General features: G+C 64.3%; 28 protein-coding genes and 1 pseudogene. 12 read left to right on the top strand and 17 right to left on the bottom strand.

Going from position 1 to position 23,608, the window contains the following annotated elements; all coding sequences use genetic code 11:
- Positions 1-32: 32 nt before the first annotated feature.
- Together ACIBK2_RS02440 and ACIBK2_RS02445 are read right to left on the bottom strand one after the other, a co-directional pair.
- Entirely contained in the window at positions 33-1,556 is a 1,524-nt protein-coding gene (locus tag ACIBK2_RS02440) for an FAD-dependent monooxygenase (protein ID WP_396962782.1), read from the bottom strand.
- 163 nt (positions 1,557-1,719) lie between these two features.
- Positions 1,720-2,871 carry an epoxide hydrolase family protein gene (locus ACIBK2_RS02445; protein WP_396962784.1) on the bottom strand — a complete coding sequence of 384 codons (1,152 nt, stop codon included), beginning with the start codon at positions 2,869-2,871 and terminating at the stop codon, positions 1,720-1,722.
- A gap of 60 nt (positions 2,872-2,931) precedes the next feature.
- Here ACIBK2_RS02445 and ACIBK2_RS02450 point away from each other — a divergent pair, with 60 nt between their 5' ends.
- Positions 2,932-3,894 (top strand): helix-turn-helix transcriptional regulator, encoded by a 963-nt coding sequence (locus ACIBK2_RS02450; protein WP_396964009.1) that lies wholly within the window; start codon positions 2,932-2,934, stop codon positions 3,892-3,894.
- Between the two features lie 579 nt (positions 3,895-4,473).
- On the opposite strand, the gene ACIBK2_RS02455 is transcribed toward ACIBK2_RS02450, so the two are convergent.
- Positions 4,474-4,881 carry a hypothetical protein gene (locus ACIBK2_RS02455; protein WP_396962786.1) on the bottom strand — a complete coding sequence of 136 codons (408 nt, stop codon included), beginning with the start codon at positions 4,879-4,881 and terminating at the stop codon, positions 4,474-4,476.
- 107 nt (positions 4,882-4,988) lie between these two features.
- Between ACIBK2_RS02455 and ACIBK2_RS02460 the strand changes: the two genes are divergently transcribed.
- From ACIBK2_RS02460 to ACIBK2_RS02470, 3 genes are read left to right on the top strand one after another with little or no spacing between them, the layout of a single operon-like run.
- The gene (locus ACIBK2_RS02460) at positions 4,989-5,513 is read left to right on the top strand and encodes a MarR family winged helix-turn-helix transcriptional regulator (RefSeq protein ID WP_396962788.1); all 525 of its coding nucleotides are present in this window, start codon (positions 4,989-4,991) and stop codon (positions 5,511-5,513) included.
- Positions 5,514-5,569: 56 nt separating this feature from the next.
- Positions 5,570-5,983 (top strand): hypothetical protein, encoded by a 414-nt coding sequence (locus tag ACIBK2_RS02465; RefSeq protein ID WP_396962790.1) that lies wholly within the window; start codon positions 5,570-5,572, stop codon positions 5,981-5,983.
- Positions 5,953-6,864 carry an NAD(P)H-binding protein gene (locus tag ACIBK2_RS02470; protein WP_396962792.1) on the top strand — a complete coding sequence of 304 codons (912 nt, stop codon included), beginning with the start codon at positions 5,953-5,955 and terminating at the stop codon, positions 6,862-6,864. Before ACIBK2_RS02465 ends, ACIBK2_RS02470 begins: the two co-directional genes overlap by 31 nt.
- 7 nt (positions 6,865-6,871) lie before the next feature.
- On the opposite strand, the gene ACIBK2_RS02475 is transcribed toward ACIBK2_RS02470, so the two are convergent.
- Complete coding sequence (locus tag ACIBK2_RS02475; RefSeq protein WP_396962794.1) at positions 6,872-8,134, bottom strand: FAD-dependent monooxygenase; 1,263 nt, start codon at positions 8,132-8,134, stop codon at positions 6,872-6,874.
- A 99-nt stretch (positions 8,135-8,233) separates the two neighbouring features.
- Positions 8,234-8,476, bottom strand: a complete 243-nt coding sequence (locus tag ACIBK2_RS02480; protein WP_396962796.1) for a hypothetical protein — start codon at positions 8,474-8,476, stop codon at positions 8,234-8,236.
- A 248-nt stretch (positions 8,477-8,724) separates the two neighbouring features.
- Between ACIBK2_RS02480 and ACIBK2_RS02485 the strand changes: the two genes are divergently transcribed.
- Together ACIBK2_RS02485 and ACIBK2_RS02490 are read left to right on the top strand one after the other, a co-directional pair.
- Complete coding sequence (locus ACIBK2_RS02485) at positions 8,725-9,477, top strand: transporter substrate-binding domain-containing protein (protein ID WP_396962798.1); 753 nt, start codon at positions 8,725-8,727, stop codon at positions 9,475-9,477.
- Positions 9,478-9,490: 13 nt separating this feature from the next.
- Positions 9,491-9,700 (top strand): annotated as a pseudogene (locus tag ACIBK2_RS02490) (epoxide hydrolase); the annotation flags it as partial.
- A gap of 72 nt (positions 9,701-9,772) precedes the next feature.
- Here the strand turns inward: ACIBK2_RS02490 and ACIBK2_RS02495 are convergent.
- Entirely contained in the window at positions 9,773-10,192 is a 420-nt protein-coding gene (locus ACIBK2_RS02495) for a Dabb family protein (RefSeq protein ID WP_396962800.1), read from the bottom strand.
- 279 nt (positions 10,193-10,471) lie between these two features.
- Here ACIBK2_RS02495 and ACIBK2_RS02500 point away from each other — a divergent pair, with 279 nt between their 5' ends.
- Positions 10,472-10,870 (top strand): PPOX class F420-dependent oxidoreductase, encoded by a 399-nt coding sequence (locus ACIBK2_RS02500; RefSeq protein WP_396962802.1) that lies wholly within the window; start codon positions 10,472-10,474, stop codon positions 10,868-10,870.
- On the opposite strand, the gene ACIBK2_RS02505 is transcribed toward ACIBK2_RS02500, so the two are convergent.
- From ACIBK2_RS02505 to ACIBK2_RS02525, 5 genes are read right to left on the bottom strand one after another with little or no spacing between them, the layout of a single operon-like run.
- On the bottom strand, positions 10,871-11,116 hold the full coding sequence (locus tag ACIBK2_RS02505) for a hypothetical protein (protein ID WP_396962804.1): 246 nt from the start codon (positions 11,114-11,116) through the stop codon (positions 10,871-10,873).
- A gap of 31 nt (positions 11,117-11,147) precedes the next feature.
- On the bottom strand, positions 11,148-11,702 hold the full coding sequence (locus ACIBK2_RS02510) for a hypothetical protein (RefSeq protein WP_396962806.1): 555 nt from the start codon (positions 11,700-11,702) through the stop codon (positions 11,148-11,150).
- Positions 11,689-13,086 (bottom strand): WXG100 family type VII secretion target, encoded by a 1,398-nt coding sequence (locus ACIBK2_RS02515; protein ID WP_396962808.1) that lies wholly within the window; start codon positions 13,084-13,086, stop codon positions 11,689-11,691. Before ACIBK2_RS02515 ends, ACIBK2_RS02510 begins: the two co-directional genes overlap by 14 nt.
- Positions 13,083-13,370 (bottom strand): hypothetical protein, encoded by a 288-nt coding sequence (locus tag ACIBK2_RS02520; RefSeq protein WP_396962810.1) that lies wholly within the window; start codon positions 13,368-13,370, stop codon positions 13,083-13,085. Before ACIBK2_RS02520 ends, ACIBK2_RS02515 begins: the two co-directional genes overlap by 4 nt.
- Entirely contained in the window at positions 13,367-13,528 is a 162-nt protein-coding gene (locus ACIBK2_RS02525; RefSeq protein WP_396962812.1) for a hypothetical protein, read from the bottom strand. Before ACIBK2_RS02525 ends, ACIBK2_RS02520 begins: the two co-directional genes overlap by 4 nt.
- Before the next feature lie 245 nt (positions 13,529-13,773).
- Here ACIBK2_RS02525 and ACIBK2_RS02530 point away from each other — a divergent pair, with 245 nt between their 5' ends.
- Positions 13,774-14,244, top strand: a complete 471-nt coding sequence (locus ACIBK2_RS02530; RefSeq protein WP_396962814.1) for a GNAT family N-acetyltransferase — start codon at positions 13,774-13,776, stop codon at positions 14,242-14,244.
- Positions 14,245-14,370: 126 nt separating this feature from the next.
- Here the strand turns inward: ACIBK2_RS02530 and ACIBK2_RS02535 are convergent, their stop codons facing one another.
- On the bottom strand, positions 14,371-14,982 hold the full coding sequence (locus ACIBK2_RS02535; RefSeq protein WP_396962816.1) for a TetR/AcrR family transcriptional regulator: 612 nt from the start codon (positions 14,980-14,982) through the stop codon (positions 14,371-14,373).
- Between the two features lie 78 nt (positions 14,983-15,060).
- Between ACIBK2_RS02535 and ACIBK2_RS02540 the strand changes: the two genes are divergently transcribed.
- A complete protein-coding gene (locus ACIBK2_RS02540; RefSeq protein WP_396962818.1) occupies positions 15,061-15,720 on the top strand; it encodes an O-methyltransferase in 660 nt (219 codons plus the stop codon).
- A 66-nt stretch (positions 15,721-15,786) separates the two neighbouring features.
- Here ACIBK2_RS02540 and ACIBK2_RS02545 read toward each other — a convergent pair whose 3' ends face one another.
- The 3 genes from ACIBK2_RS02545 to ACIBK2_RS02555 form a co-directional block, all read right to left on the bottom strand.
- Positions 15,787-16,251 (bottom strand): thioesterase family protein, encoded by a 465-nt coding sequence (locus tag ACIBK2_RS02545; protein ID WP_396962820.1) that lies wholly within the window; start codon positions 16,249-16,251, stop codon positions 15,787-15,789.
- Between the two features lie 127 nt (positions 16,252-16,378).
- Positions 16,379-17,704 carry a DoxX family protein gene (locus ACIBK2_RS02550; RefSeq protein WP_396962822.1) on the bottom strand — a complete coding sequence of 442 codons (1,326 nt, stop codon included), beginning with the start codon at positions 17,702-17,704 and terminating at the stop codon, positions 16,379-16,381.
- A gap of 105 nt (positions 17,705-17,809) precedes the next feature.
- Positions 17,810-18,382: a DUF6959 family protein gene (locus tag ACIBK2_RS02555; RefSeq protein WP_396962824.1), complete on the bottom strand. Its 573-nt coding sequence runs from the start codon at positions 18,380-18,382 to the stop codon at positions 17,810-17,812.
- A gap of 69 nt (positions 18,383-18,451) precedes the next feature.
- Here ACIBK2_RS02555 and ACIBK2_RS02560 point away from each other — a divergent pair, with 69 nt between their 5' ends.
- Positions 18,452-19,480 (top strand): hypothetical protein, encoded by a 1,029-nt coding sequence (locus tag ACIBK2_RS02560; protein WP_396962826.1) that lies wholly within the window; start codon positions 18,452-18,454, stop codon positions 19,478-19,480.
- A gap of 1 nt (position 19,481) precedes the next feature.
- On the opposite strand, the gene ACIBK2_RS02565 is transcribed toward ACIBK2_RS02560, so the two are convergent.
- Entirely contained in the window at positions 19,482-20,306 is an 825-nt protein-coding gene (locus tag ACIBK2_RS02565) for a hypothetical protein (RefSeq protein WP_396962828.1), read from the bottom strand.
- A gap of 232 nt (positions 20,307-20,538) precedes the next feature.
- Here ACIBK2_RS02565 and ACIBK2_RS02570 point away from each other — a divergent pair, with 232 nt between their 5' ends.
- Both ACIBK2_RS02570 and ACIBK2_RS02575 read left to right on the top strand, forming a co-directional pair.
- A complete protein-coding gene (locus ACIBK2_RS02570) occupies positions 20,539-20,862 on the top strand; it encodes a putative quinol monooxygenase (protein WP_396962830.1) in 324 nt (107 codons plus the stop codon).
- A gap of 1,130 nt (positions 20,863-21,992) precedes the next feature.
- Positions 21,993-22,571 carry a hypothetical protein gene (locus ACIBK2_RS02575; protein ID WP_396962832.1) on the top strand — a complete coding sequence of 193 codons (579 nt, stop codon included), beginning with the start codon at positions 21,993-21,995 and terminating at the stop codon, positions 22,569-22,571.
- A 428-nt stretch (positions 22,572-22,999) separates the two neighbouring features.
- Here the strand turns inward: ACIBK2_RS02575 and ACIBK2_RS02580 are convergent, their stop codons facing one another.
- Positions 23,000-23,575 (bottom strand): hypothetical protein, encoded by a 576-nt coding sequence (locus ACIBK2_RS02580; protein WP_396962834.1) that lies wholly within the window; start codon positions 23,573-23,575, stop codon positions 23,000-23,002.
- Positions 23,576-23,608 lie beyond the last annotated feature (33 nt).

The following is a 23,608-nucleotide window of genomic DNA, read 5'->3' on the forward strand; positions in this document are numbered from 1 at the left end:
TGCTCCTGAAATTTATTGGGGGAAAGAATGATTCACAACGCAGGACTGCCGAACCAGTGGCGTGCGACCCGCTCGAACGCTTCGAGATCGGGGTCGCGATCACTCACCCAGGCGACGGTGCCATCAGGTCGAACCAACGCGGCACCCAATCCGAGATCATTCCTCGCCACTCCGGCCGAATACCGAATCCGGTTCTCCCACACCATCGCTGAATCGTGCAGCCGTCGGTCGATGCTGAAATCGAGCGCAACGCCTCGTCCGTCCTGCATCAAGTCGCCGAGACGAGAGCCGTCCTCGAAACGAAAGTCCGGGACACTACGGCCGACCAGCGGATGCTCATCGCCCAGGTCATACCGGATCGACGAACCCGAGAGCCGCTCGAACCCGTAGGTCGTTCCGTCACGGGTCCCGAGCAGGTCGCGAATCACTCCTTGGACCGCCCGGGAATGCGGGTCCGGCCGCATGATCGCCACCTGAGCGCGCGACCAGTCGAGCACCCGGGCACCGATCGGATGACGCTCACGGGTGTAGGTGTCGAGCAGCCCGTCCGGCGCGTTCCCGCGCACGGTCGCCGCCAGCTTCCACCCCAGGTTCATGGCGTCGCCGAGGCCGAGGTTGAGCCCCTGCCCGCCGAGCGGCGAGTGGATGTGCGCGGCGTCGCCCGCGAGCAGGATGCGGCCCTGCCGGTAGGTCGCCGTCTGCATCGCCCGATCGGTGAAGGTCGAGGCGAGTTGGACCTCGCTCAGCGTCACATCGGTGCCCGACACGTGGCGCAGCACCGCCTGGAGACGCTCGCGGGTCGGCTGCCGCGTCCGATCGAACGCGCCGCCGTCGAAGTCGTTCATCCCGATGTGCCCCGGCCTGCTCATCTGGATGTACATGCCCGTCGACGTCAGGTTGATCCCGGGGCGCAGCTTCTCCGGATCATCGACGGTCGCGAGCATCGTGTAGCCGGTGAATTGTGGTTCGGTGCCGACGAATTCGAAGTCCGCGAGTCGACGCACCGCACTGCGACCGCCATCGCAACCGACAACCCAGCGGGCCACGAATTCGTGCTCACCGGCCGCTACGATCACGCTCTCGTCGCCCTGCGTGACCGCTGAAACGGCGACCCCACGCCTGACCGCCACCCCGAGCTTGGTCGCCCGCTCCGACAGCACCGTCTCGACCGCTTCCAGGCTTGTCATCATGAATTCCGATGCCGGACTTGGTAACCGGAACGGCAGCGCGGCGAGGTCGATCCTGGCCGGATCGAGCACCAGGCCGGCGAAGTGCCCCGCGCTACGTGGCAACGACAGCTCGTCCGAGTCGGCGGCCACGCCGGAATCGTCGACACCTGACGCCGTCAGCAACGGAGGCAGCATCCCGCGGCGATAGAACGCCTCGACCGAACTCGCTGACAGGCCCCGCATACCCAGCGGCGCCGCCCGCCACGGCGAATGCGGCTCCGACTCCCGCTCGAGCACCAGCACAGCGCAACCCGCCAGACCGAGCTCGCAAGCGAGGAAAAGCCCAACCGGTCCGGCCCCCACGATCACGACATCGAATTCGTCCATGAATCAATGATTTTCGAGGACTCTTGCACCGTCCTGGCACGCTGCTTGCGGAGCGCTTGCGCAGGCACCTGCGATACCGAGCCGATCGCGGCGCGGCGGACCGAATCCCTGCTCGCACTTACACGGACGAATTCCCTGGCACTGCAGGTCGGTTCGATCGGCCCTATCGGCCGAGGGAGCGGAAGAACTCGCGGATGTCGGTGACGAGTTCGGTGGGCGCTTGCAGGGAGGCGAAGTGCCCGCCTACCGGGTACTCCATCCAGCGGACGATGGTGTGCGCCAGGCCCGCGAGGCCGCGGACGGCGCGGTCACCCTGGAAGTTCGCGACGGCGGTCGGTACGCCGGAGGGCGCGGGCTTGCTGCCCCATGACGATCCGGACTCCCGGTATAGGCGGGCGGCCGAACCGGCGGTGCCGGTCAGCCAGTAGGTCGTGACGTTGGTCAGGATGGTGTCGCGGTCGATGGACGTTTGCTCGGTGGCGGTCGGGTCCCAGTCGACGAACCATTCGAGGTTCCAGGCCAGTTGGCCGGTCGGGGAATCGTTGAGGGCGTAGGCGATGGTTTGTGGGCGCAACGACATTTGGGTCGCGTAGCCGTTGTGCCCGAACCACCACATCTGATTGGCGATGGCCTTGGCTCGGTCTGCTTCCGACAATTCCGCAAGCCCCTGTCCGGAGCCGGTCGCCGTCGCCGCGTCGGCGAGTGCGTTGACGTGGACGCCGATAACATTTTCCGGCGCCACCCGCCCGAGCGCGGGCGAGATGAGGCTGCCGAAGTCGCCGCCCTGCGCGCCGTAGCGCTGGTAGCCGAGCCGTCCCATCAGCTCCGCCCAGGCCCGCGCGATCCGCGTCACGTCCCAGCCGGTGGCGCGGGTCGGGCCGGAGAACCCGAAGCCTGGCACCGACGGGGCAACCACGTGGAATGCGTCGGCCGGGTTCCCGCCGTGTGCCCGCGGATCGGTCAACGGTCCGAGGATGTCGAGGAAGTCCGCCGGTGTACTTGGCCAGCCATGGGTGAGGATCAGCGGGGTCGCGTCCGGTTCGGGTGAGCGGACGTGCAGGAAATGCACTGTCTGCCCGTCGATTTCGGTGGTGAACTGCGGGATCTCGTTCAGCCGTGCCTCGTGCGCCCGCCAGTCGTAGCCTTTGCGCCAGTACTCGACCAAGTCGGTCAGGTAGTCCTGGGCGACCCCGTAGGACCAGCCGACATCGGGCAGCGCGTCGGGCCAGCGGGTGCGGTCGAGTCGGTCATTCAGCTCATCGAGGGCAGCCTGCGGAATGTCGATGCGGAAGGGCGTGATCGCCGTTGTGGTCATCACTCAAGCATCTCCCTGTATAGGACAGGAACGGTCCTACTCATGCGAGAAGATGTGTTCATGCCGGAAACCACCTCCGCCCGCCTGCTGCGGCTGCTGTCGTTGCTGCAGATGCATCAAGACTGGACCGGAACCGAACTGGCCGAACGACTCGACGTCACGACCCGCACCGTCCGCCGTGACGTGGATCGGTTGCGGGAGTTGGGGTATCCGGTCCATGCCGTGCTGGGTCCCGTCGGCGGATACCGGCTCGGCCCGGGCGCGTCGCTACCCCCGCTGCTGCTCGATGACGACGAGACGGTGGCCGTCACGCTCGGTCTGCAGGCCAACGCGACCGGCAGCGTCACCGGGATCGAAGAAGCCTCGCTACGCGCGCTGACCAAAGTAGAGCAGGTGCTGCCGACGCGGCTGCGGCACCGCGTCGACGCCCTGCACAGCGCGGTGGTGGCGATGCCACCCCGGTATGGTCCCGGCCCCGCCGTAGACGCCGCCACGCTCACCACTATTTCCGCCGCCATCCGCGCCGCCGAGACGCTGCGTTTCGACTACCTCAGCCATGCCGGTGGCGAAACCCGGCGCAGCGTCGAGCCACACCGCATCGCGCACTGGGGCCACAGGTGGTACCTCGTCGGCTGGGACACCGACCGCGCCGACTGGCGCACCTTCCGGGTCGACCGAATGTCCTTGCGTACCCCCAACGGCCGACGCTTCACCCACCGCCCCTCCCCCGGCGGCGACGTCGTCGCCTACCTGCGCCACACCATGGGCTTCGCCCTGTGGCCATACCGTTCCGTCCTGCGCGTGCACGTCCCCGCCGAGGATCTCATCGGCCGCGTCGAAGGCCTCGTCACCCCCATCGACGAACACACCTGCCGCCTCGAAATGGGTTCGGACTCCTACGCATTGGTCGCCCTGGTAGTCGGGATGCTCGACGTAGAATTCGAAGTCGAATCCCCACCAGAACTGGCAACCCACCTCCAGGCCCTCGCCGGCCGCTTCACCCGCGCCACGAGCAAGGACTAGATCAGCCGCTGCGAGCCGCGCGAATTCGGGTCGCGCTGGGCGCTCGCTGAATTCGAGTCAGCGAATCTGAGTCGCCGGGGCCTGCCGCTTCGCGGGTTCGGATGATCGTGGGCGCTGATCGATGGGGTTCAACTGGTGGCGAGAAGGCGAGCCGGACGGCACATCCGTGCAAGAAATCGTGGACCGCGTACAGGCCGAATGGAGAGCCGAGCGCCGACGCGACCGGGCCAAGGATGACCACCCCTCCGACACGAGCATGTGGCCACAGGGATGGCCGCATGAGGCCCCGGACTACGAACTCGGCGTTCTCGAAGCCCACAGGATCATGCAGCAGCATCGCGACTGTCGCGCGGACACGCGCCCTCGCAAGGCGGCGGCACGACGAGCACTGATCGCCGCTGGACAGATGAGGCCCGACACCTCACAGGAGTACTGAGCGGCACCGGCCGCTTGGGGAAGAGAAGGAACACCGATGTGGTACTTCACTTTTCGGGCCACGGCCGAACTCGCGATGGTCACCTTCGGTGCCGATCCGGCACTCGCCGGGCTGAGATCTGCTGCCCGGACCAGTGTCGGTGGTCAGCTGTCGGGTGATGGTAGGTGACCGAGGTGGTTGATTACGCGCTGGCGCAACAGAAGGTACTCATCCCATCGGCGTGGGGAGGGACCGCGCGGGCGCTGGATGGCTCGGGCGTTGGTGATGAGCTGACCGTTGCGGAACTGGCTGCGGGTCAAGTCCAGTTCGATGCCGGTGGGTAGGCGATTCCACCAGTGGAAACCGTGCTGTTCGCCCGCTGAACGCACCTCGCCGAGCAGGAGATCGCCGCCGAAGATGTCGTTGACGATCAAGGCGGTGATGTCGCACTGTCCCCATGCCGGGTTGTCCGGCTGCCAGCCGGCCCTGGCAAGGTCGTCCGGGGAGCAGGTGTCGGCGGCCCAGCTCGCGCGTAGTGCGTTGTCGATGGCGAGTAGGTCCCAGACTGTCATGGGGCACAGGATGCCATCCGCCACCGACAAATCTCGCCGTGGCCGAGCTTTCCCGCTGTGATGGAAGCAACTTTGACGGTTAGATAATTAGGTGCCATATTACTTTCATGACGACGGACCCGGGAGCCCCGGAAACACCTACGCTGGGGCAGGCGCGGACGCAGTTGCGGCGCTACGGGCTGGAATCTGAGATCGATCCGCAGGCGGTACTGGTCGCGGTGCGGCTGCTGGCGACGGGGGCGCGGCTCGGGCAGGCGACCGAGACGCATTTCGCGCGATTCGGGCTGTCTACCGGGCGATATCGGTTGCTGGCCGACCTCGAGGACGCGGACGGCGAGAAGTCGCCTTCGCAGTTGGCGGCGAGCCTCGGGGTCACGCGCGCAACGGTTACCGGGCTGATCGATGGCTTGGAGCAGCAGGGGCTGGTGTGCCGGCGCGCTTCGGCCGAGGACGGGCGCGCCGTGGTGGTGGTGCTCACCGCTCGCGGCGCACAGCTGTTGCGCGATATGGCCGCCGAACATTTCGGGCGCTTGCAGTCGATGGTCGGCGGATTGACCCGCGCGGAACGCACGGTCTTCCTCAACCTGCTCGAGCGCATCGGCCACGGTATGAGTGCACTCACGGCGGACTGACCGCCGGTTACTGTTCGAAGTTTTTCGCATGCCCATATAGTTAGGGACCTAATCAAATGAAAACAGCTACTGCACCTCCTCGATTCATACTGTGGCAAGAGGTGCTGTTCGCCTACCTGGCCCCGGCGGTGTGCGCGGGCGCGGGCGGATTGATCACCGGGCAGGCGGATCTACTCCGCGCCGCGGTGACATCGATCGCCGGGACATCCGCGCTGGTAGCTCTATTGCTGGGAATGTGGCTGCGGTACAGCGGAATTCGGCGCCCACGACTACGACGCGCGTCGGCCGTCGCCCTTACGGCGGCCTTCGGACTCGGCGCGGCCGCGCTCGCCGCGTTGGTGGCCCAAATCCTCACCATCACAACATCATTCCCTGACCGCATTCGCATCGACTTCCCGATCGCCGCCGCACTGGCCGCCACGATCATCACCTGGCGCTGGTGCGCGATCCAACGAAAGGCCTGCACATGATCGTCGTCATGGGAGCCACCGGCGCGACCGGCAACGCGCTCCTGACCCGCTTGCTCGACCTCGGAGTACCCTGCCGAGCACTGAGCCGGAACCCAGATCGCCTGCGCGCCAATGGACATTTACCTTCAGCCGAAATCCGGTACGCCGACGCAGCAGACCCAGCCTCGCTGCGAACCGCATTCCAAGGCGCGACGCAACTCTTCCTCACCATGACCAACAGCCCCGCCCAGGTCGAACTCGAAACGCGCACAATCGAAACCGCCGCGGCATGCGGTATCGAACACGTCGTCAAACTCTCGGCACCAGCAGTCGCAGCCAACTCGCCGGTGACAGTCGCGCGCTGGCACTACGCCATCGAGGAGGCCTTACGCGCCACCGACCTGACCCGAACCATCCTGCGCCCCTATGCATTCATGCAAAAGCTGCTCCTCCTCGGCCCCCAGGTAGCAACCCAGGGCAGCATCACCGGAACCATGGGCGAGGCAGCCTGCAACTACATCGACTGCCGCGACATCGCCGACGTAGCCGCGTCAGCCCTCACCAGAGACGAAATCGCCGGTGGCACATACCTTCTTACCGGCTCACAAACCTATAGCTACCCACAACTGGCAGCCCTGCTCACCTCCATCCTCGACACCCCGATCCAGTACATCGACCTATCCCCCACTGACTTCCGCCAACTCCTCACCGAACAATCCGGCCTACCACCCTGGCTGGCCGACCACATCACCGAAATCCAACAACTGGCCATCGCCCATCCAGAACACCCAACCGACACCGTCACCAACATCCTCGGCAAACCCCCACGCACCCTCGAGTCCTTCCTCGCCGAAAACCTCGACACCTTCCGACATCCGCCAACTGAGCCCCCGAAACGTTAAGTGACACCTACGGTTTGGCCGACGCGGTGATCACCGGTCCGGCCGGGGCTGCGGAGTCCGGTGCCTCTGCGTAGTCGGGCAACTCGACGCCGTTGATCGCGCGCTCGATCAGTTCGGTGAACCATTCGCCGGCGTAATCGATCTCCGGCTCGGCGTCGGGCTCGGAGCCGTCGCGGCTGCGCGTGTGCAACCGGCCGATCTCCTGGTTGGCCTCGACGTACGGGCGCATCTGCCGCTCGTAACTGGCGAACCCGGCTTCCGGATCCCACCCGGCGGCGGCCAGTTCTCCGGCCAGTAGGTAGGCGCCGACCAGGGCGAGCCCGGTGCCCGCCCCGGACATCGGCGACGCGCTGAACGCCGCGTCCCCGAGCAGCACCACCCGACCGCTCGACCAGCGGTCCATCACCACCTGGGCGACCTGGTCGAGGTAGAAGTCCGGGGTGTCGTCCAGATGCGCGAGGATGTCCGGGGTCAGCCAGCCCAGGTCGGCGATTCGCTCACGCAGCAAGCGCTTCTGGGCCTCGACGTCGCGGTAGTCGACATCGAAGTCGGCCGAGGGGAAGGAGAACATGGCCATCGCCCGGGTGGCGTCCTGGATGGGCCGCAGACTGGCCGAGCGCCCGGACTCCTGGTAGTCGAGCAGCCAACGGTCCAGCTGGAATTCGTTGGGCACGCTGTAGAAGGCCAGCACCAGCCCGAGGTGGCGGACGAACTGCTCGTGCGGCCCGAAGACCATCGCGCGCAGCGCCGAGTGCAGACCATCGGCCCCGACCACCAGCTCGAAGCGCCGCCGGTCGCCGCCCGCGAAGGTTACGTCGACCCCGTCCGCGTCCTGGGTGAGCTCGGCGATGCGGTCGCCGAAGATGTACTCGACGCCGTCGCGGGTGTCGTCGTAGAGCACCTGGGACAGGTCCCCGCGCAGGATCTCGATCTCCGCGATGTAGCCGTCACCACCGTTGTCATCGGCACGGAAGGTCTCCAGCACATTCCCGTCCGCGTCCACGGTGTGCGCGCCGGCGGTGTCAGTGCAGGCCGCGCGTACCGCCGCGTCGAGCCCCATCAGCTGGATGGCCTCCTTGGCCACACCACGTGCATCCACCGCCTGCCCACCCGGACGCAGCTCGGGAGCCCGCTCCACCACGGTCACCTCGGCGCCCCACCGACGCAACCAGTGCGCCAGCGCGGGTCCCGCGATGCTCGCCCCCGCCACCAGCACCCTGGGACCGCCCGTCCGGTTCGTGTGCTCCCGCTCGGAGTTGTCGACACTCATCACTGCCTCCATACGTTTCCTCCCGCACCGGAACAGCCCCGGCACAGGCCCACCGCTATCGGTGTATCCAGCCATACCGACTACGTATCCACACCGGATTCATCGGTCCAACCGAAATCGTGTCCACTCTCCTGCAAACACCTCGGTCACATCCTGCCCTTGGCTCCGCGCGTGCAGGGCCGCGGTCGACGCCGGCCATACCGTAGGGCTGCTGTCGAGTGCTGGGTTCTGGGCGACGATCTCCGGCGAACTCCTGCCGAGGTCGAGCTCCTCGATGCCGGTGTGCTGCCCGGCGAATTCTCCAAAGAGGCAGCCCGCCGCACCGGTGCCGACGTCTTCCATCCGACACCTGCGGTCATCGGCGAGATCTTCGGCGGCGCCCGGATGAGCGCAGAGATAACACGGTAACGGGGCATGCTCGGCGGGGATTCCGCTGCGCGTCGAATTCTTTATCGGCCCAATTCCGCATAGAAGCACTGGGCGCACTGTGATGGGGATACCGTCGATCAGATCGCCTCGGAGTTTCCTGAGTCGGGTTTGTGTGGTGGGTGGACGTGTCTGGTGTCCGCCTACCGAAGAGAGGGAATCCCGTGCGTCGCAAGCTGTTCGCCGCCGTTATGCTCATCGTCCTCGCTGCCACCGGGCTCAGTGCCTGCGGCAGTGCCGATCCGAACGTATTGAAGATCGGCACCGAGGGCGTTTACGCTCCCTTCAGCTACCAGGGCCCCGACGGCAAGCTCACCGGCTACGACATCGAGGTGGTGCAGGCGGTCGCCGAAAAGCTCGGCAAGAAGGTCGAATTCGTGCAGATTCCGTGGGATGCGATCTTCGCCGGACTCGAGTCGAAGCGCTTCGACCTCATCGCCAACCAGGTGACGGTCAACGACGAGCGCAAGACGAAGTACGCTCTGTCGCAGCCATATACGTTCTCCGAGGGTGTGATTGTCACCCGAACCGATAACAACGCGATCACCACGCTCGCCGACCTGAACGGCAAGACCTGCGCTGAGTCCGCGACAACCACCTGGGCCAAGGTCGCCACGAACGCGGGCGCGAAAATCGAAGCGGTGGAAGGGTTTGTGCAGGCTATTCAGCTGCTGAAGATCGGCCGGGTCGACGCCACCGTCAACGACAACCTCGCCGTCGCCGAGTACACCAAGAAGACCGGCGATACCAGCGTGCGAATCGCGGGCAAGACCGGCGCTGCCAGCCTGCAGGCGTTCGCGGCCCGCAAGGGCGATGCGCTGATGACCGACGTCGACAAGGCGCTGGCGACCCTGAGCACCGACGGGACGCTGGCGAAGATTTCCGAGAAGTACTTCGGCACCGACGTCAGCAAATAGCCGTCCAATAGTCCAGATTCGGGTCGACGTGCCGTCAGCAATCACCGTGTATCCCCGCGACATCGAGAAATATCCGCGCCCCTGGGCACAGGAGCGGTACCGAGATATCGTCCGGTGGAACTCACCCGAAACCGGGGGACATTTCCCGTCTCTGGAGGTTCCCGAGTATTTCGTCAAGGATCTGCGAGAAGGTCTCGCGGCAGTGCTGGCCGCTGATCGGTGAACGCGGCTGCCGACCGCGGGTAACGCGAAACCCCCTGTCGGACAGGCTGTCCGGCAGGGGGTTCGGGATGGTTCACTTCTCGCCGTGGTGCCCCGGTGCGGCGCTACCGCTGTATTCGCCGAGGTCGGAGACCAGCTTGGTGAGTTCGGGGTCGCTGTCGTAGCGACGCTGGTGCAGTTCGGCGATCTTCTCCGCCATCGCGGGGTCTTCGTCGTCGGTGATGTCGAAGGAGGCGAACTTGTCGACCAGGGGCAGACCGACGCGGTCGGTGTTGCGGTGGGCCGGGTGGATCAGGTACTCCCAGTAGCCGGCCAGGTCCTCGATGACGAACACCGCGCCCCACTGGTATTCGCCGCCGAAGTCGGGGCCGACCACGAACGACTTCACCGAGGGGATGGAGCGGCCCTGGTTGCGCAGGCTCTCGAGGGCTTCCTCGACGGCTTCGGGGGTGGCGTCGGCGCGGAGGGTGAAGCGGTTGCCGTGGTAGATCATTGTCTTTCATCCTTCATTCGGGCCGGTGTCCGGCAGGTCGTGCTCGCTTGCTGACATCGAGATTTCCATCCGCGCACCGGTATCCGCGTCGGTGATTCCTACCTAGATACGTAGTCGAGTCGGCGACTAGGTAGGTGCGGCAGCTTGCTCATCCGAGGGCGATCCCGCGCGGTGTCGATCCAAAATCTAGCAACGCTAGACAAGCTAGCCAATGACTGTTACCGTTGCTCCAGTTGCTAGCGCTGCTAGAAAACCGAAATGCACTGAGGAGTAACCGAAATGACCTTCACCAGCAACGAGCAGCAGTTCCTCGCGGAGGCCGGGATCGGCCGGCTGGCCACGGTGTCGCCCGACGGCGTCGTGCAGAACAACCCGACCAACTACCGGGTGAACGCCGACGGCTCGATCGACATCGGGGGCATGCGGATGCGGGCCAGTCGAAAGTTCCGCAATGTCGAGGCGGGCAGCCGGGTGTCGTTCGTCATCGACCAACAGGTTTCGTTGGAGCCCTACGTCATTCGCGGCATCGAGGTACGCGGCACGGCCGCGGCGCTCAACGACGAGGAGCCACCGTTCCCACCCCAGGAACGCGCGGTCATCCGAATTCGCCCCGAACAGATCATCTCCTGGGGCATCGACGGCGGATCCTTCGACTTCGTCAGTCGCGCCGCCGAGTAGTCAACGAGCGCGTCGTCGCATTGATCGGTACAGCAGCCACAGTGCCAGCGCGACCGGCGTCAGGACGGCCGCGAACAGGATTCCGGCGAACATTCCGTAACCGTGCGGATCGAAGGACAATCCGGTAACGCTGAGCACTACCTCGCCGACGAGCAGCACGATCAACGTGGCGGTGCAGGCGAACGCGCCCAGGACGACGCGTCGCAGCGCTGTCCACAAAGTGCTTGTGCGGCTAGGGCTTTCCATCTTTGGCTCCGTGGATCAGATTGTGCCGCAATCACTTCGGGTCGGGAGTGCAGACGGTCAGGAACGACTTCTGGTTCTCGCGTTGGACTTCCGGCGCGTCCAGCCAGCCGCGCTGGCCGAACAGGTAACTCCCGGACGGATGCTGGGCCGACTCGCGCAGTACCTGGGCGACATCGACTCTGGCACCGTAGGCTTTCGGGCCGTCAACGGAGAAGTTGAGCGAACCCGCTTTCGTCCAGTCGTAGTCCGCGGGCAGCGGTTGCTGGAGCTGGAGCGGTCCACCGGTGTCCGGGGCGGATCCCCCAGCGGTCCGCAGCAGGTCGATGCGCTCCACCGGTACCCCCGGCCGCGGCGCGGTCCACACCTGCTCGGCGCTCTCCTTGGTGCCGGAGTCGAAGATCAACGTCAGGCGGATGACGCCATCGCACGGAGTCCCTGTCCACAGTTTCAGCACGCCGTCGTCGACGCGGAACCCGGCCGCAGGCGGCAACGACGGCGCGAACTGCGCCTTGGTGTCACACGCCGCGGTCACCGCCGCTAGTAGGAACGCAGCGCAGGCGACGCGCAGCCACCTAATATCCACCATCGGAAAGTCCCGCGTCCTTTTCCGTCTCGTCGCCGCCGGTTATCTGCTCCCACACATAGGAGGCAAGGAACCCCGTATAACCTTCGCGCGCCCATTGCTGGGAGTGGCGCTCCTCGTGGTGCATCAGTCGATCCAAGTCGAGATTTCCTCGGTACGGGCCATTATCGCCGTCGTACCACGCGTATCCCGACCTCACCACCTCTCGAATCTGTTGCGCCGGATCTTTCGGGTCGTCGACGTTCAGCATGAACGTGTCGCCCCAGGTCGTTCCGCCGTGCTGGCTGAACTGGTCCTGAATGAGGTTGCCGCCCAACCCCATCATCATGCCGTTCGGGGTGGTCACCAACCGCCCACCGTTGCCGTGCACGAAGCTCACATCGTCGTCGTAGCTCCAGGAGTTCTTCTTCTGCCGGTCGATGATTCGCTGCAGTTCCGCGGATCCGTATGGGGTCGGTTTGAAGTCGGTCGATTCGCCTTCGGTGCCATAGTCGGTGCCTGCGTTCAAGATATACGTCATCCGCACCGCCTTGGCGGCGTCGTCCCCGCTGATGTTGGTCGGCATCAGGAAGAACGACTTGAAGATTCCGTCGCCGTCCTCGTCCTCGCGGATCTCTTCCATGCCCTCGAGGATCTTGAAATCCTCTGGGGTGATGTGGTGTTCGGCGATCATCTGCTTGATCGTGTCGATCGATACGCCCCGGCGCACGGCGTTCTCCAGCCACTGCCGGTAGTAGCCGGACACGGGCGGCCCGGTCAGCAGCCCGGCGTCGCGCAGCGCCTGCTCCATCTCGGCCACTTGCGCGTCGAGCTCGCCACCCTTCATGGCGTCGGCCAGGTTGGTCGCGCCGTGGTCACCGATCTTGTGGTCCAGCGCGAGTTGCATCACCCCGGCGACGGTGGCGTCGATGTTTTTCGCCGTCGTCAGGATCGCCTTGGTTTCCTGCTCCAGCTGCCTTTTGATGGTTTCGCGGTACCGCTGGGTCTCGGCGCGGTCTTCGGCCTCGGTCCGCGACTTCGGCGGCGGGTCGGCGGGTTTGTTGTCCACGATCGTGCCGTCGTTGGCGATGTGATATTGGTAGGTGTCGGCGAGCGAATCATTGTTGGCGACACGGGTTTTCAGGGCGGACACGTCGTCCGAGGCATCCTGCAGAGCCCGCTCGACGGCGGACAGCTCCGCGACCAGGATCTCGGCGTTATCCCGTGTCTTTCCCAGCGAACTGCGGGCGAGTTCGCTTGCGGGGCCGTGCCATTCGGGCAGCTTCCGGGCGTCGTCGAGCTCGTCCTGCAGCCCGATGAGTTTGTCCCGCCGCCCACGCAGATTTGTCGCCGACGTATCGAGCGCTCCGGCGTCCCATTTGCGGACGTCGTCGTAGCCGATAGTCATCGCCCGAAAGCCCTTGCCGCCTCGGCCTCATTTTCGGAGTACAACTTCGCGGCCGCCGTGATCGTTTCGTTCCACCGGCCGATCTCGCCGGACCACCCCTTCGCGCGCTCATTGAACGTCGTCGCCAAGGTCGGCGCCTTCTTGGCCACCTCGCCACCTGGCAATGCTGTCGCGATCGCCGCCATGCCGGTGCCCGGATCCACCTCCCCGGCCTGTGTCGCGGCTGATCCTGCCGCTTTGGCCGCCTCCCGCAGCTGATCGATCTGGACCTCGAACCCACTCACAGTCCGTGACCTCTATCCCTGTCATCGATTCCGCGAAAAACCTTGCGGCTCATCGGCGATCGAATCTGCACATTGCGAATAACCGCTGCCGCAGCGGCAAGCCGGTCGGCCAGACTATGCATAGCGTCGTTGTCGGCCTGCATCTTCGTGTCTGGCATGGAATTTTCCCCCTGGCGCACTATCAATTGACTATGTAGTGCGTGGGCACGATGCTATCGCTCATCGAGATCCACATCTTGCCCCTGATTCCGGGGGCTTCACGCGAAGAGATTCGTCAAAGACATTCTGCTGGAATACTTCCCGCATACCGCGCAGGGAGTTGCCCGGGGTGATACGAGGTCAGCGATCCGCTCGCAGCGCTACCGAGATCAGCCGAGACCGCGGCTCATGATGGAATTGGCGCATGGACGAGATCACCTTCCGGTCCGCGACGATCGATGACCTTTCAGCGCTGGTGACGATGCTCGCCGACGACACACTCGGCAGTGCCCGCGAGTCCGCAGACGATCTGAGCGTGTATCGCGCGGCGTTTGCCGAGATCGAAAAGGATCCGCGACAGGAGCTGCTGGTCGCCGAACGCCACGGTGCCGTGGTCGGAACAGCGCAACTGAGCATGTTGCCCGGACTGGCTCACAAGGGAGCGGTACGGGCGCAGATCGAGTCGGTGCGGGTGGATCGACCACTGCGTGGCCACGGTCTCGGATCGCAGCTGATCGAGGAGTGCGTGCGGCGAGCCCGCGAACGCGGTTGCGCCCTGGTGCAATTGACTTCGCACGGCAGTCGAGTGGAAGCACATCGCTTCTACGGAAAGCTCGGATTCGAGGCCAGTCACGTGGGTTTCAAGCTGAACCTGGCCGACGACTCGGATCGATGAGCCACAATTGCCGCGATACTCACGCGCCCGAGTATCGAGACGTTCCCGAATTCAATTGAGTCACAGGCGAAGCAGGGATTATCTTGCATCCCCTACGGCGATGAAAGGCGCGGCACCGTTGGACGTTCAGGGGGTCGCAACCGGAGGTCGACGCAGTACGTGCGCGACGAGCCGGTCGGTGAACTCCTGCGGGACAGGCTCGCCGGTTACCAGCACGCGGTAGTAGATCGGACCGACCAACTCGTCCACCAGGAAGTCGATGTCGGTGTCGGGCGGCAGTTCACCGCGGTCGAGTGCGCGCCGCAGGGGCAGGCGATCGCGTTCGCGCTGCTTGCCGAGATGGTCCGTGCGTAGCCTGGTCGCGACCTCCGGGTCGTGCTGCGCTTGTCCTGCGAGGGCGCGAAAGACGGCTCCGGCGTCGGAAGTCGTCAGGAATTCGGCGAGGTTCCGTAGATGACGGCGCAGGTCTTCGCCGAGGTCGCCACTGTCGGGCGGCGTGAGGTGCTGTGCGGCGTCGTCGGTGAAGGCGTCCATCAGGATCTCGGTTTTGGACGGCCACCAGCGGTAGATGGTCTGCTTGGCGACGCCGGCCCTGGCCGCGATTCCTTCGATCGTGAGCCCCGCGAACCCGCGCTCGACCAGCAGATCGTCGGTCGCTTCGAGTACCGCTCGGCGGGCTTCCGCGCTGCGCCGGTGCCGGTTTCCGTGGTGGGCGGCGCGGCTGGTGTCGCCTGCCATTCGGGTTCTCCTCTCCGAGTACTGGGGTGAGCGTACTCAGCCCTAGCCGCAACGCAACGTTGCGTCTACTCTAGCGGTATGACCAACACCTTGCAGAGCGAATCAGTACTGACCGTGCTCGACCGTTTGTTCGCCGCGGCCGCCGTCGAGGACGAAGACCCTTCCGGGTGGCCCGCAGGCCGTTCGTACGCCGACGCCTCCGCACAGGAACGCGCGGACGCACTGGCCGGCGTCCTCATGCCGATCTCCGCGCGCGGCGGCACCCTGCTCTACACGCTCATCCGAGCCGCGCGGCCGGAGACGGTCGTGGAGTTCGGCACCTCGTTCGGGATCTCGACCATCTACCTGGCCGCCGCGGTCACCGACAACGGCGTCGGCCGCGTACTGAGCACCGAGCTAAGCACGGCGAAAATTGCTGCCGCGCAGGCGAACCTGACCGAGGCGGGAGTGGCCGACGCGGTGACGATCCTGCCCGGCGACGCGCTGACCACCCTGGCCGAAGTTCCAGGGCCGATCGGCCTCGTGCTGCTCGACGGCTGGAAAGACCTGTGCCTGCCGGTTCTTCGGCTTCTCGAGGATCGGCTCGCACCCGGCGCCATCGTGGTCGCCGACGACACCAGCATGGCCTCCATGGGCGACTACCTGAACTACGTCCGCGATCCAGCGAACGGCTACGCCTCGGTCGACTATCCCGTGGAGGACGGCATGGAGATCAGCTGCCGCACGGCTTCCGCCTGACGGAAACCCTTGGCGGCCAACCGATCAGCGGGTGGCCGCCAGCCGTCCGGCACGCGTTTCTCGGGGTCAGCTCCGAGGGAATTTGATCGTGCGCCCCACACCGTCGGGATGGCCTGCCGCCCGCTGTTCGGCGGCGAACCGGGTGAGCCGGTCGCGGACGTCGGCGGGCAGCGGGGCGGTTCTTCTCGTCCCGAGGTCGACGTGCAGGTCCAGGTGTTCGGAGACTGCCACCCGAGCCCGGTCGCCGAGATTGTGTACTTCGTGAAAGAAGTGCAGCCGCTTGGCATCCACGCCGAGCAACCAGGAATCGACGGCTAGCCGTGACCCGTGCAGTACCTCACGCTCGTAGGTCATGGCGGTCTGCACGACGACCTTTCCGAACCCCGTCTTCCGGACATACTCGTCGCCGAGACCGAGGGCGTCGGTGAACGCGGCATGTGCGCGGTAGACCACGATCCCGTAGTACTGGGCGTTCATATGGTCGTTGATATCGATCCACGTCGCATCGACGTCACATTCGAGGGTTCGCAAACCGCCACCTTCCCCACGCTGTCAGCAGTTACCTGCCAAAATACAACCAAGCGGTCGCTTGGGGCAACCGAGGCCGTCTCAACCCTGCCCGAACCTTGTTCTTGCGGAACCTCTTTGGATCTTCGACTCAACGGTTGTACGGCTGTTCCTGAACCCAGCTGAAACCGCGTTCGAGCAGCGGGAAGGACTTCGGATCGAGTTGGGTGAACGAGGTATGGATGCGATGGTCGGCATAGTCGTCGGCGTCGATGACCATGCGGCCGGGGCTCGGCCACCAGTAGGTGAGGCGTACCCGGACCGGGGTTTCCTCGTAGGTGCCCAAGGCAATTCGGTGGTGCAGGTCGATGAAGTGGCGCTTCGGGTCGATGGTGCCGCCGTACACCTCGAAGGAGTCGTCCATGTGCTGGATGGTGAGCACCATCGGGTCGGAGACGTGGAAAGGGCGGTCGATAATGACTCGGCGCCAACGTAATTCGTCGGTGAGCAGGGGGTCGCGGGGATAGCCCTCGGAGGAGAAGCCGTCCACCCGGTAGATGCCGTACAGGTTGGGTGTTTCCTTCGACCATTGCTGCCAGTTCTGCGCACCGATCACACCGAGCAGGAGCAGCCCGACCGCCAGCTGCGCCCCGAGCGCGATCCGGTTGGCCCGCGCGGAACCGAACAGCGGCACGGGCCGACTCGCGGGCAGGGCTTGGCCGCCGAACAGCACCGCCAGCAACCGGCGCGCATAGGGCGCGAGCAGGAACAGGCTCAACAGCAGGAACTGGGACGAGACCGTTTTCAGGCGGATGTCGTAGGTCATGTTCAGCAGGAACACCTGCGTCATATCCACCGCACACAACAGCGCCCCCGCCGCGGTGGCCCGCGGCACGAGCAACAGCAGGCCGGCCAGCAATTCCGCTGCGCCCAGCGCGATTTCGTACGGCTGCGACACACTCACCTGCGACCAGAGCACGCCCTCCGGGCTGAAATTGCCGTAGGGCTCCACCAACCGATTCAGCACGAACGGCATCTGGGTCGGGATCGCCTTGGCCATCCCGAAATAGAACATCGCCAGCGCCAGCATGAACCGCAGATACACCTGGGTCCAAGCGAACAGCCGGGCGTACGCCTGCCTGCGATCCAGCACCGACCACACCGCAGTCGCCACCGCCGACAGCACCATCAGCAGAAACAGTGCGGTCCACTGAAACGCGCTGTCGCTGCCCACCTGCGTGCTGGTCACATGCAGACCGAGCACATGGGTGGCCGTCCACTCGATCGGCGGGCGCGCGAAGGTCAACACATGCAACACCGAGCCCGCCCCGATCCCGATGCCCGCCAACAGAATCGGCGTCAACCCGAGCACACACGCCAGCCCCAGCGCACCGAAATAACAAACCCCGAAACGAAACCCGATGCGCGTCAACGGATGCCAGCATCCCTCGACTACTCCCCCATCCTCCTGCGGCACCGAACCTCCCCTGTCGACAACATTGCGTCGTGACCGTAGGCGCGGATCCTTAACGAGGACCGGTCAGTCCGCTTAACAAGCCGCGTTGCCGTCTCACGAGGACTGTTACTGGTCCCGATCGCGGCGGCTCTCGTGGGTGAGCACGTCGAAGAGAGTGTCCAGCCGGATTCGCAGCGCCTCGTTCGGCGTTCCGGTGATCACGACCGAGACGTTCGCTCGACCGTCTTCTTGCCGCACTCGGGCGGTCAGCGAAGCCGAGCCGATCAACGGATAGTCCAGCGCCGGTGTCTGTTGGATGGCAGTGGTGACCGCCGTCCAGTCCGAGTTGTCGAAGTCGTAATCGATGTAGCTGCTGGCGAGTTCGAGAAAGAGGCGGAGGTCCTGCGAAAGGATCCGGCCGGACGCGAGCAACTCTGTGCTGCCCTCGGCGGGGGCAGCCGTGTAGGGCAGGGACATGCCGTGCTCGGTGAGCGTCCTGGCGTACAAGGCCAGGATATTGGACAGGTCATCAGCAAGCTCCCGGACTTCGGGCACCGTCCGCGCAGCCGCACGGGCGGCCACCTCGAGGATCGAGAACGAGTCGCCCTGAATGAAAACGCCGGGAAACCTGCGCCAAGGCAACCGGATGACGGTGACATTGCCTCGCGGGGCCAGCAATTCGACTTCGACGCGTTCCATCCGGCCATCATGGTCGACGATCGCTCGATGTCGGTATGAGCGATAGGTTTGTTCGTGCTTACGATGACGATGAACGACCGAGCGGCGCGGGTGCTCGGTGCGCGGGGCGGGTTCGGTGGTCTGGATCCGGAAGAGGGTTTGGCGCCTGGCTTGCGGACCTGGGTGGACGGCGGGATCGAAGGCCGCGGCGAGGTGGTGTCCTGGGCCCCGATTCCCGAGGACGCTGACGAAGCACCGGGGCGCTTCTTCGATCTCATCGCTTGGGAACAGTTTCACAATGACGTCCATCTCGGAAGTTTTGTGCCCGTGGACGGTGCGTATGCCGGTGGCCCGCTCGTCGGTGTCGACGCGCAACTGATCCTGCTTCGACAAGGGATCGCTCTGGCTCGGGAGGTCGGGCGACTGGCCGGTGAACTGAGCGCGCCGATTCCACTGCGATGCGTCATTGCCACCAACGAAACCAACGGCAAGTTCAGGTTTCATCGGATCCGGCCCGATGACGACTGGAGCTGGTTATTCGAGAACCTCGACCGCGGCCGAGCCTATGTAGTGGTCATCGACTTCCTTCCCGCGCCCCTCGACAGGTTCCAGAGCGCGCACATCGCCGCGGCGCAACGGGCGGCGCTTTTCGACCTCGTCGAGCTCCTCGCACCCGACGTCGAAAAGGCTCGTGGCAGAGTGGAATACGTCCTCGACAATGCGTCATGGTCAGCGTTCGATCCCGAAGACGCGCTGATCGAGGCCCTGTTCGACAGCATCGACAGCGCCTTGGCCTACTTCGATCGCGTGATCGCCGGTCCCGGCACGATTCGCAGTCATCTAGCCCAGCTGTCCACCTGCCCGGAAGGATTGAAGTGGGACTGGTACGACGGCGATACCGGGTCTTGTAAGACCGAAACCGATCTCCAGAATTACCTACGGTTGTTGGCCGATCAGTGCCGCACGGTCGGCACCGCGTTGATCGGCGTCTTCACCGGCAAAGATGAACTGGCGCTAGGTTTCCTGCCCTCCGACAAGCTCGAGCGTTTTATCGAACTCGCGGCGCTGGCCAAGGCAGAGGTCTTCATCTACGGCGCGGGTGAGCCGGCCGAGGACTGAATCATCTCGGTCGATCACGCCCCTGTTGCTCCGGTTCGAGGTCAGGCACAAAGTCGTTCGATCGCTCCCGCGCAAGGCGTGCATAACGCTGCTGGTACTCGCTGATTGCGGCGGAGCCGTTGCCCTCGATCTCCGCTTTGATCCGCTTGACTGCGAGGTATGTTCGGCCGGTAAGGATGAGATCGTCGATCGATAGTTCGTCAGCGTCGGTGGCGACCACATGATTTCGTTTGCCGAGCCGCACGAGCAGCGGCTCGATCGACTGCAGCAGGCCCCGTTCGAAACGTGCTCGGTAGCGGCGTTTGCGTCCGGACTCGGCGTCGACGGCCTCGAAAACCAATATGACCCCGATGTCGCCGAATCCATCGAATTGCTCGAATGGGCCCAGCCCGCAGGCCTCGAACTCGTCCTGTGTGCACGACCAAGGGGTCAAGTCGGCGACCGAGTCCAACGGCGGCTGCGGAATCCCAGGCTTTCGGAGCAGTCGCCGGAAAACCCGATGCGGACCCCGGGGTGCCACCATGAGCTCGATCTGCAGGCCGGGCCAGAACGACAGATCCCACCGCGCGTATCGCGCAACGCGCACTCCGTCTGTGTGCGTATCCTCTGAAGCCGGTGCGCCCCAAGTTGTTACGTACCCTGCGAGCGATCCGAAGTTATTCACCACCTCTTCCGATCGCCACCGTTTGTCGGCGGCTGCGGCGTCGGCGTGGGTGGCACCGATCCGATTGAGCAGCTCCGTGGCCTGAGCCGGGGCGGTAGCGCACATCACGTGCAACATCGCTAGCTGGTAGTCATAAAGCGTCATCACAGGTTCGCTGGCCATCGTCTCTCCCGTCGGCTGAGTCCAACGTAGCAGCGTGGCGGGAAAGCACCGATCTGCCGCGTGCCGTTGGTCAGACATCCAAATAGGTTGGTGGCCGCTAGGTTTCGCTCGACCCGGCACGAGCACCTGGCGAATGCCTGCTCGGAACGCCTTCGGCCAGCTCGCGGGCACACGGCAAGCGGGCGGTCGAGAGTAGGCTCGAGCGCGGATAGATCGGGCGAAGGGGCGAACCATGGCCGGCGAGAATATGTTCAGTGTCTACGGACGAATGACCGCACTGCCTGGTCGACGTGACGAGCTGATTGCCTTGCTTCTCGAGGGGTTCCGCGCCGGCGACGAGGGTGGCGGTCTGCTCTCGTTCAGCATCAACACCGCCCTTGACGATCCGGACACGATTTGGCTGACACAGTTGTGGATCGACAGGGAAGCGCACGACATGACCACCCGTTCCGAGCCGGTCGCCGCAGTGAGTCGCCAGATTCCTCCGCTCCTGGCTCAGCAACCCGAAGGCTGCTACGGCCAGGCCATCCATGTTCACGGTCGAACCTACGGATGACGAGGCACAAGTCGTCCGGTCATGCGGCGACCCGCGCGTTCGCGAACGTCCGGATCTGCCGAGAAGCGCGCATCCATGTAGACGCGCGCTTCTGCCGATTATGTGACGCCGGACGTACGGGTGTCCCTGGCTCCGCGGTAGGCCTGGGCTGCGTCGCAGCACTATCGAGCGTTCGCTTGGCGGTATCTCAGGCAGAGATCGGTAAGAAGATCGGTCTGCTACCTGAACTTGACGCAGCCCCAGCCGTATAACACCGGCTTGGTCGGGGGCTTTCCTGGCTTCGAGGGCGGGATAGAATACTTTGTGTTCTCGCACCTGTATGCGGCACCAGTTTTATAATTCAGAATTAGCACAGACTTGGCTGTTCCTTGACTCGTGGTGGGTGCCCCGCCAGATGCCACGCAGTTCCTAGCAACCAAGGGAGAGTGGCCAAATTCTGGTGACACGTTTTGGCAGCCGTATGTCGGCGGTCCGTCGGCATACGCGGGGGACGCGGCAGCTACCCAACCCGCAAGTGGCACCGCAACGGCGGTGAGCAGAGCGGCGATTCGGGTTCGATCCAAGCACATAGTGATTTCCATCCGTCGGGTAGACCAGCCACGTACTTCCACGTATTCGAACCTGCGACAATTCCGGATGGGAGTGTCGACGAACTGACAGCGAACGTCCGCATCTGCCGCGGAGCGCGCGTTTCGGAGCGGACGGTGGCCGGCCTCGAACTGGTCAGCAAGTAGCGACGGCCGACATCCTGAGCACGATTTGCGCACTGATGTCGGTTCCCGGGGTGCCCCGGCCTCCGCAGCCGAGCCCACTTCCCTCCACCGTTGTGCTCAAGTTCCGAAGAGCAGGCCGTGGATGCCAACGCAGCGAACTGTCATGCGCAACGCGCCGCCAGTGCCGCCTACCGGGCTTTGCTGCCTCGGCTCGCCTGCTCGCCTTTAAGGCACCAATCCCTACTCGCCGCGGCAACGAATAGATGAGGGACCTCGCTCAGTCGCTGACTCATCCCGGCGGAGCGGCCCGCCCAACCGCCACATTTTGCGAATTCGTCTACGAACCTCCGTACCAGGCTGTCTATCTCGACAGCCTGTCGGCAACCACTCAGGAGCTGCTCTGCTATGGCACCTCGCATGCGGTCGACCCGCACCTCATCCGCATACGCACTGCTGATCGCCACTGTTCTCGCCGCGCCTTCGGTACTCAACGTCGGCTCCGCCGACGCTGAGCCTGCTTCCCCGGCCACGAAAGGGAACATGATGTTTTTGCCGCTCCCGCCGCCCGCCGACACCATAGAACTCATGTTCTTCACACCGGAAGAATTCCAAGTTTTCGGTGAGGGGTTCTGCACCAACGATGACATGTCCGAATACGATCTGAACCGAGTCGTTAAAGTATACCGGTCGGTGCCTGGATACTTCGGGACCAAGCAGAATCCCAAGGATCCGATCTCCGAAGCCCTGAAAGATGCAACAGGGGTCGGAGAATTCACGAATAAATCTCGCAAAATGCTGTGCACATCCGAAACCAAGAGGACCAAGTACGTGAAGGCTCTCGTTGATCGCATGGCCAGCGCCGGTTTTACCTATGGCGACGAATTTGTCGATGACAAGGGCTTACCAGAAGAGGACCCTGTTTACACCTTCTGGACCAACAAGTTTCAGAAATTCAAGGATTCTCTCGCCAAGTGGATTAAACAAGGAAACTTTTAAACCTCGCGCACAGTACTGTGTTGCATAAGCTGAGCCTAGACGATCGGTCCGGACCGCCTGCGGTGACCGCTACAGGGAAATCTTCGGATTAGTAGGGCCATCATGGCGTTTGATCGACGGATCAAACGTCCGCCAGCAGTATAAGACGTTCCGCACCGCATCCATCCAAGCTGACTTCGATTAGGTAGAGTGAGCAATAATGCCACTGGGCGCGCGTTGGTCGGCCGTCCAAATCGATTGGCTGACAGCGCTTCCCAACGCCCGCACATGCCGATTATGTGACGTTGGGCGGACGGGTCTCTCTGGCTCCGAAGCGTCGCGGCGTCTGCCGCCCCCAGTGCCACGGCTCCTACTGCGGCTGTCCCCGGACTCGAGCACGCCGTCGCCCATCGGTCATGGGTCATGGGTCATGGGTCATGGGTCATGGGTCAGGATGGGCGTTCATAGAAGTAGATTGTGGCGACCTGCGAGTCGCGCGCGATCGTGAGTTCGGGGTAGTCATTTTCGCGCCCGGCGTAGGGTTCGCTGGCGAACAATTCGATTGCGTTCGCGCAATCGAACTTCCAGTCGTTGTCACCTGACTTGGCCCTTGTAAACGGCATACCGCGCGTCAGTTCGAAGCCGAGCTGCTTCCTCAGCTCGGCGCATGTCACTGGCCGGAGGGGTTGGTGATAGGTCGGATCGGTGAAAATCGTCTGGTGGTCCGGTAATTGATCCGCTGGCCCGACATAGCTGCCTATGTAACCGCACATACCTGGTGCCCACCCCGGACAGTCGAATCGCCGCATCCTGACCAATTCGAACGATTCAGGTATCCGGATATGGACCTTGTCCAATTTCCTTTGCGCCTCTTCGGGGGACAGACCTGTGTCCAGTGTCGGGATGACGAAGACAGCAGCGCATCCCCACAACAGTGCCCCGCACGTCACGAGCGTCAGGATGGCCCAGAACCAGCGAAAACGTGAGCGTCGAGGCATGACTGCCGAACTCGGCACGGTACTCATGGCAGGGAGATCCTGGAAAGCGGTTGTACGTCG

It is taken from the genome of Nocardia sp. NPDC050175, from assembly GCF_044459885.1.
GTDB lineage: Bacteria > Actinomycetota > Actinomycetes > Mycobacteriales > Mycobacteriaceae > Nocardia.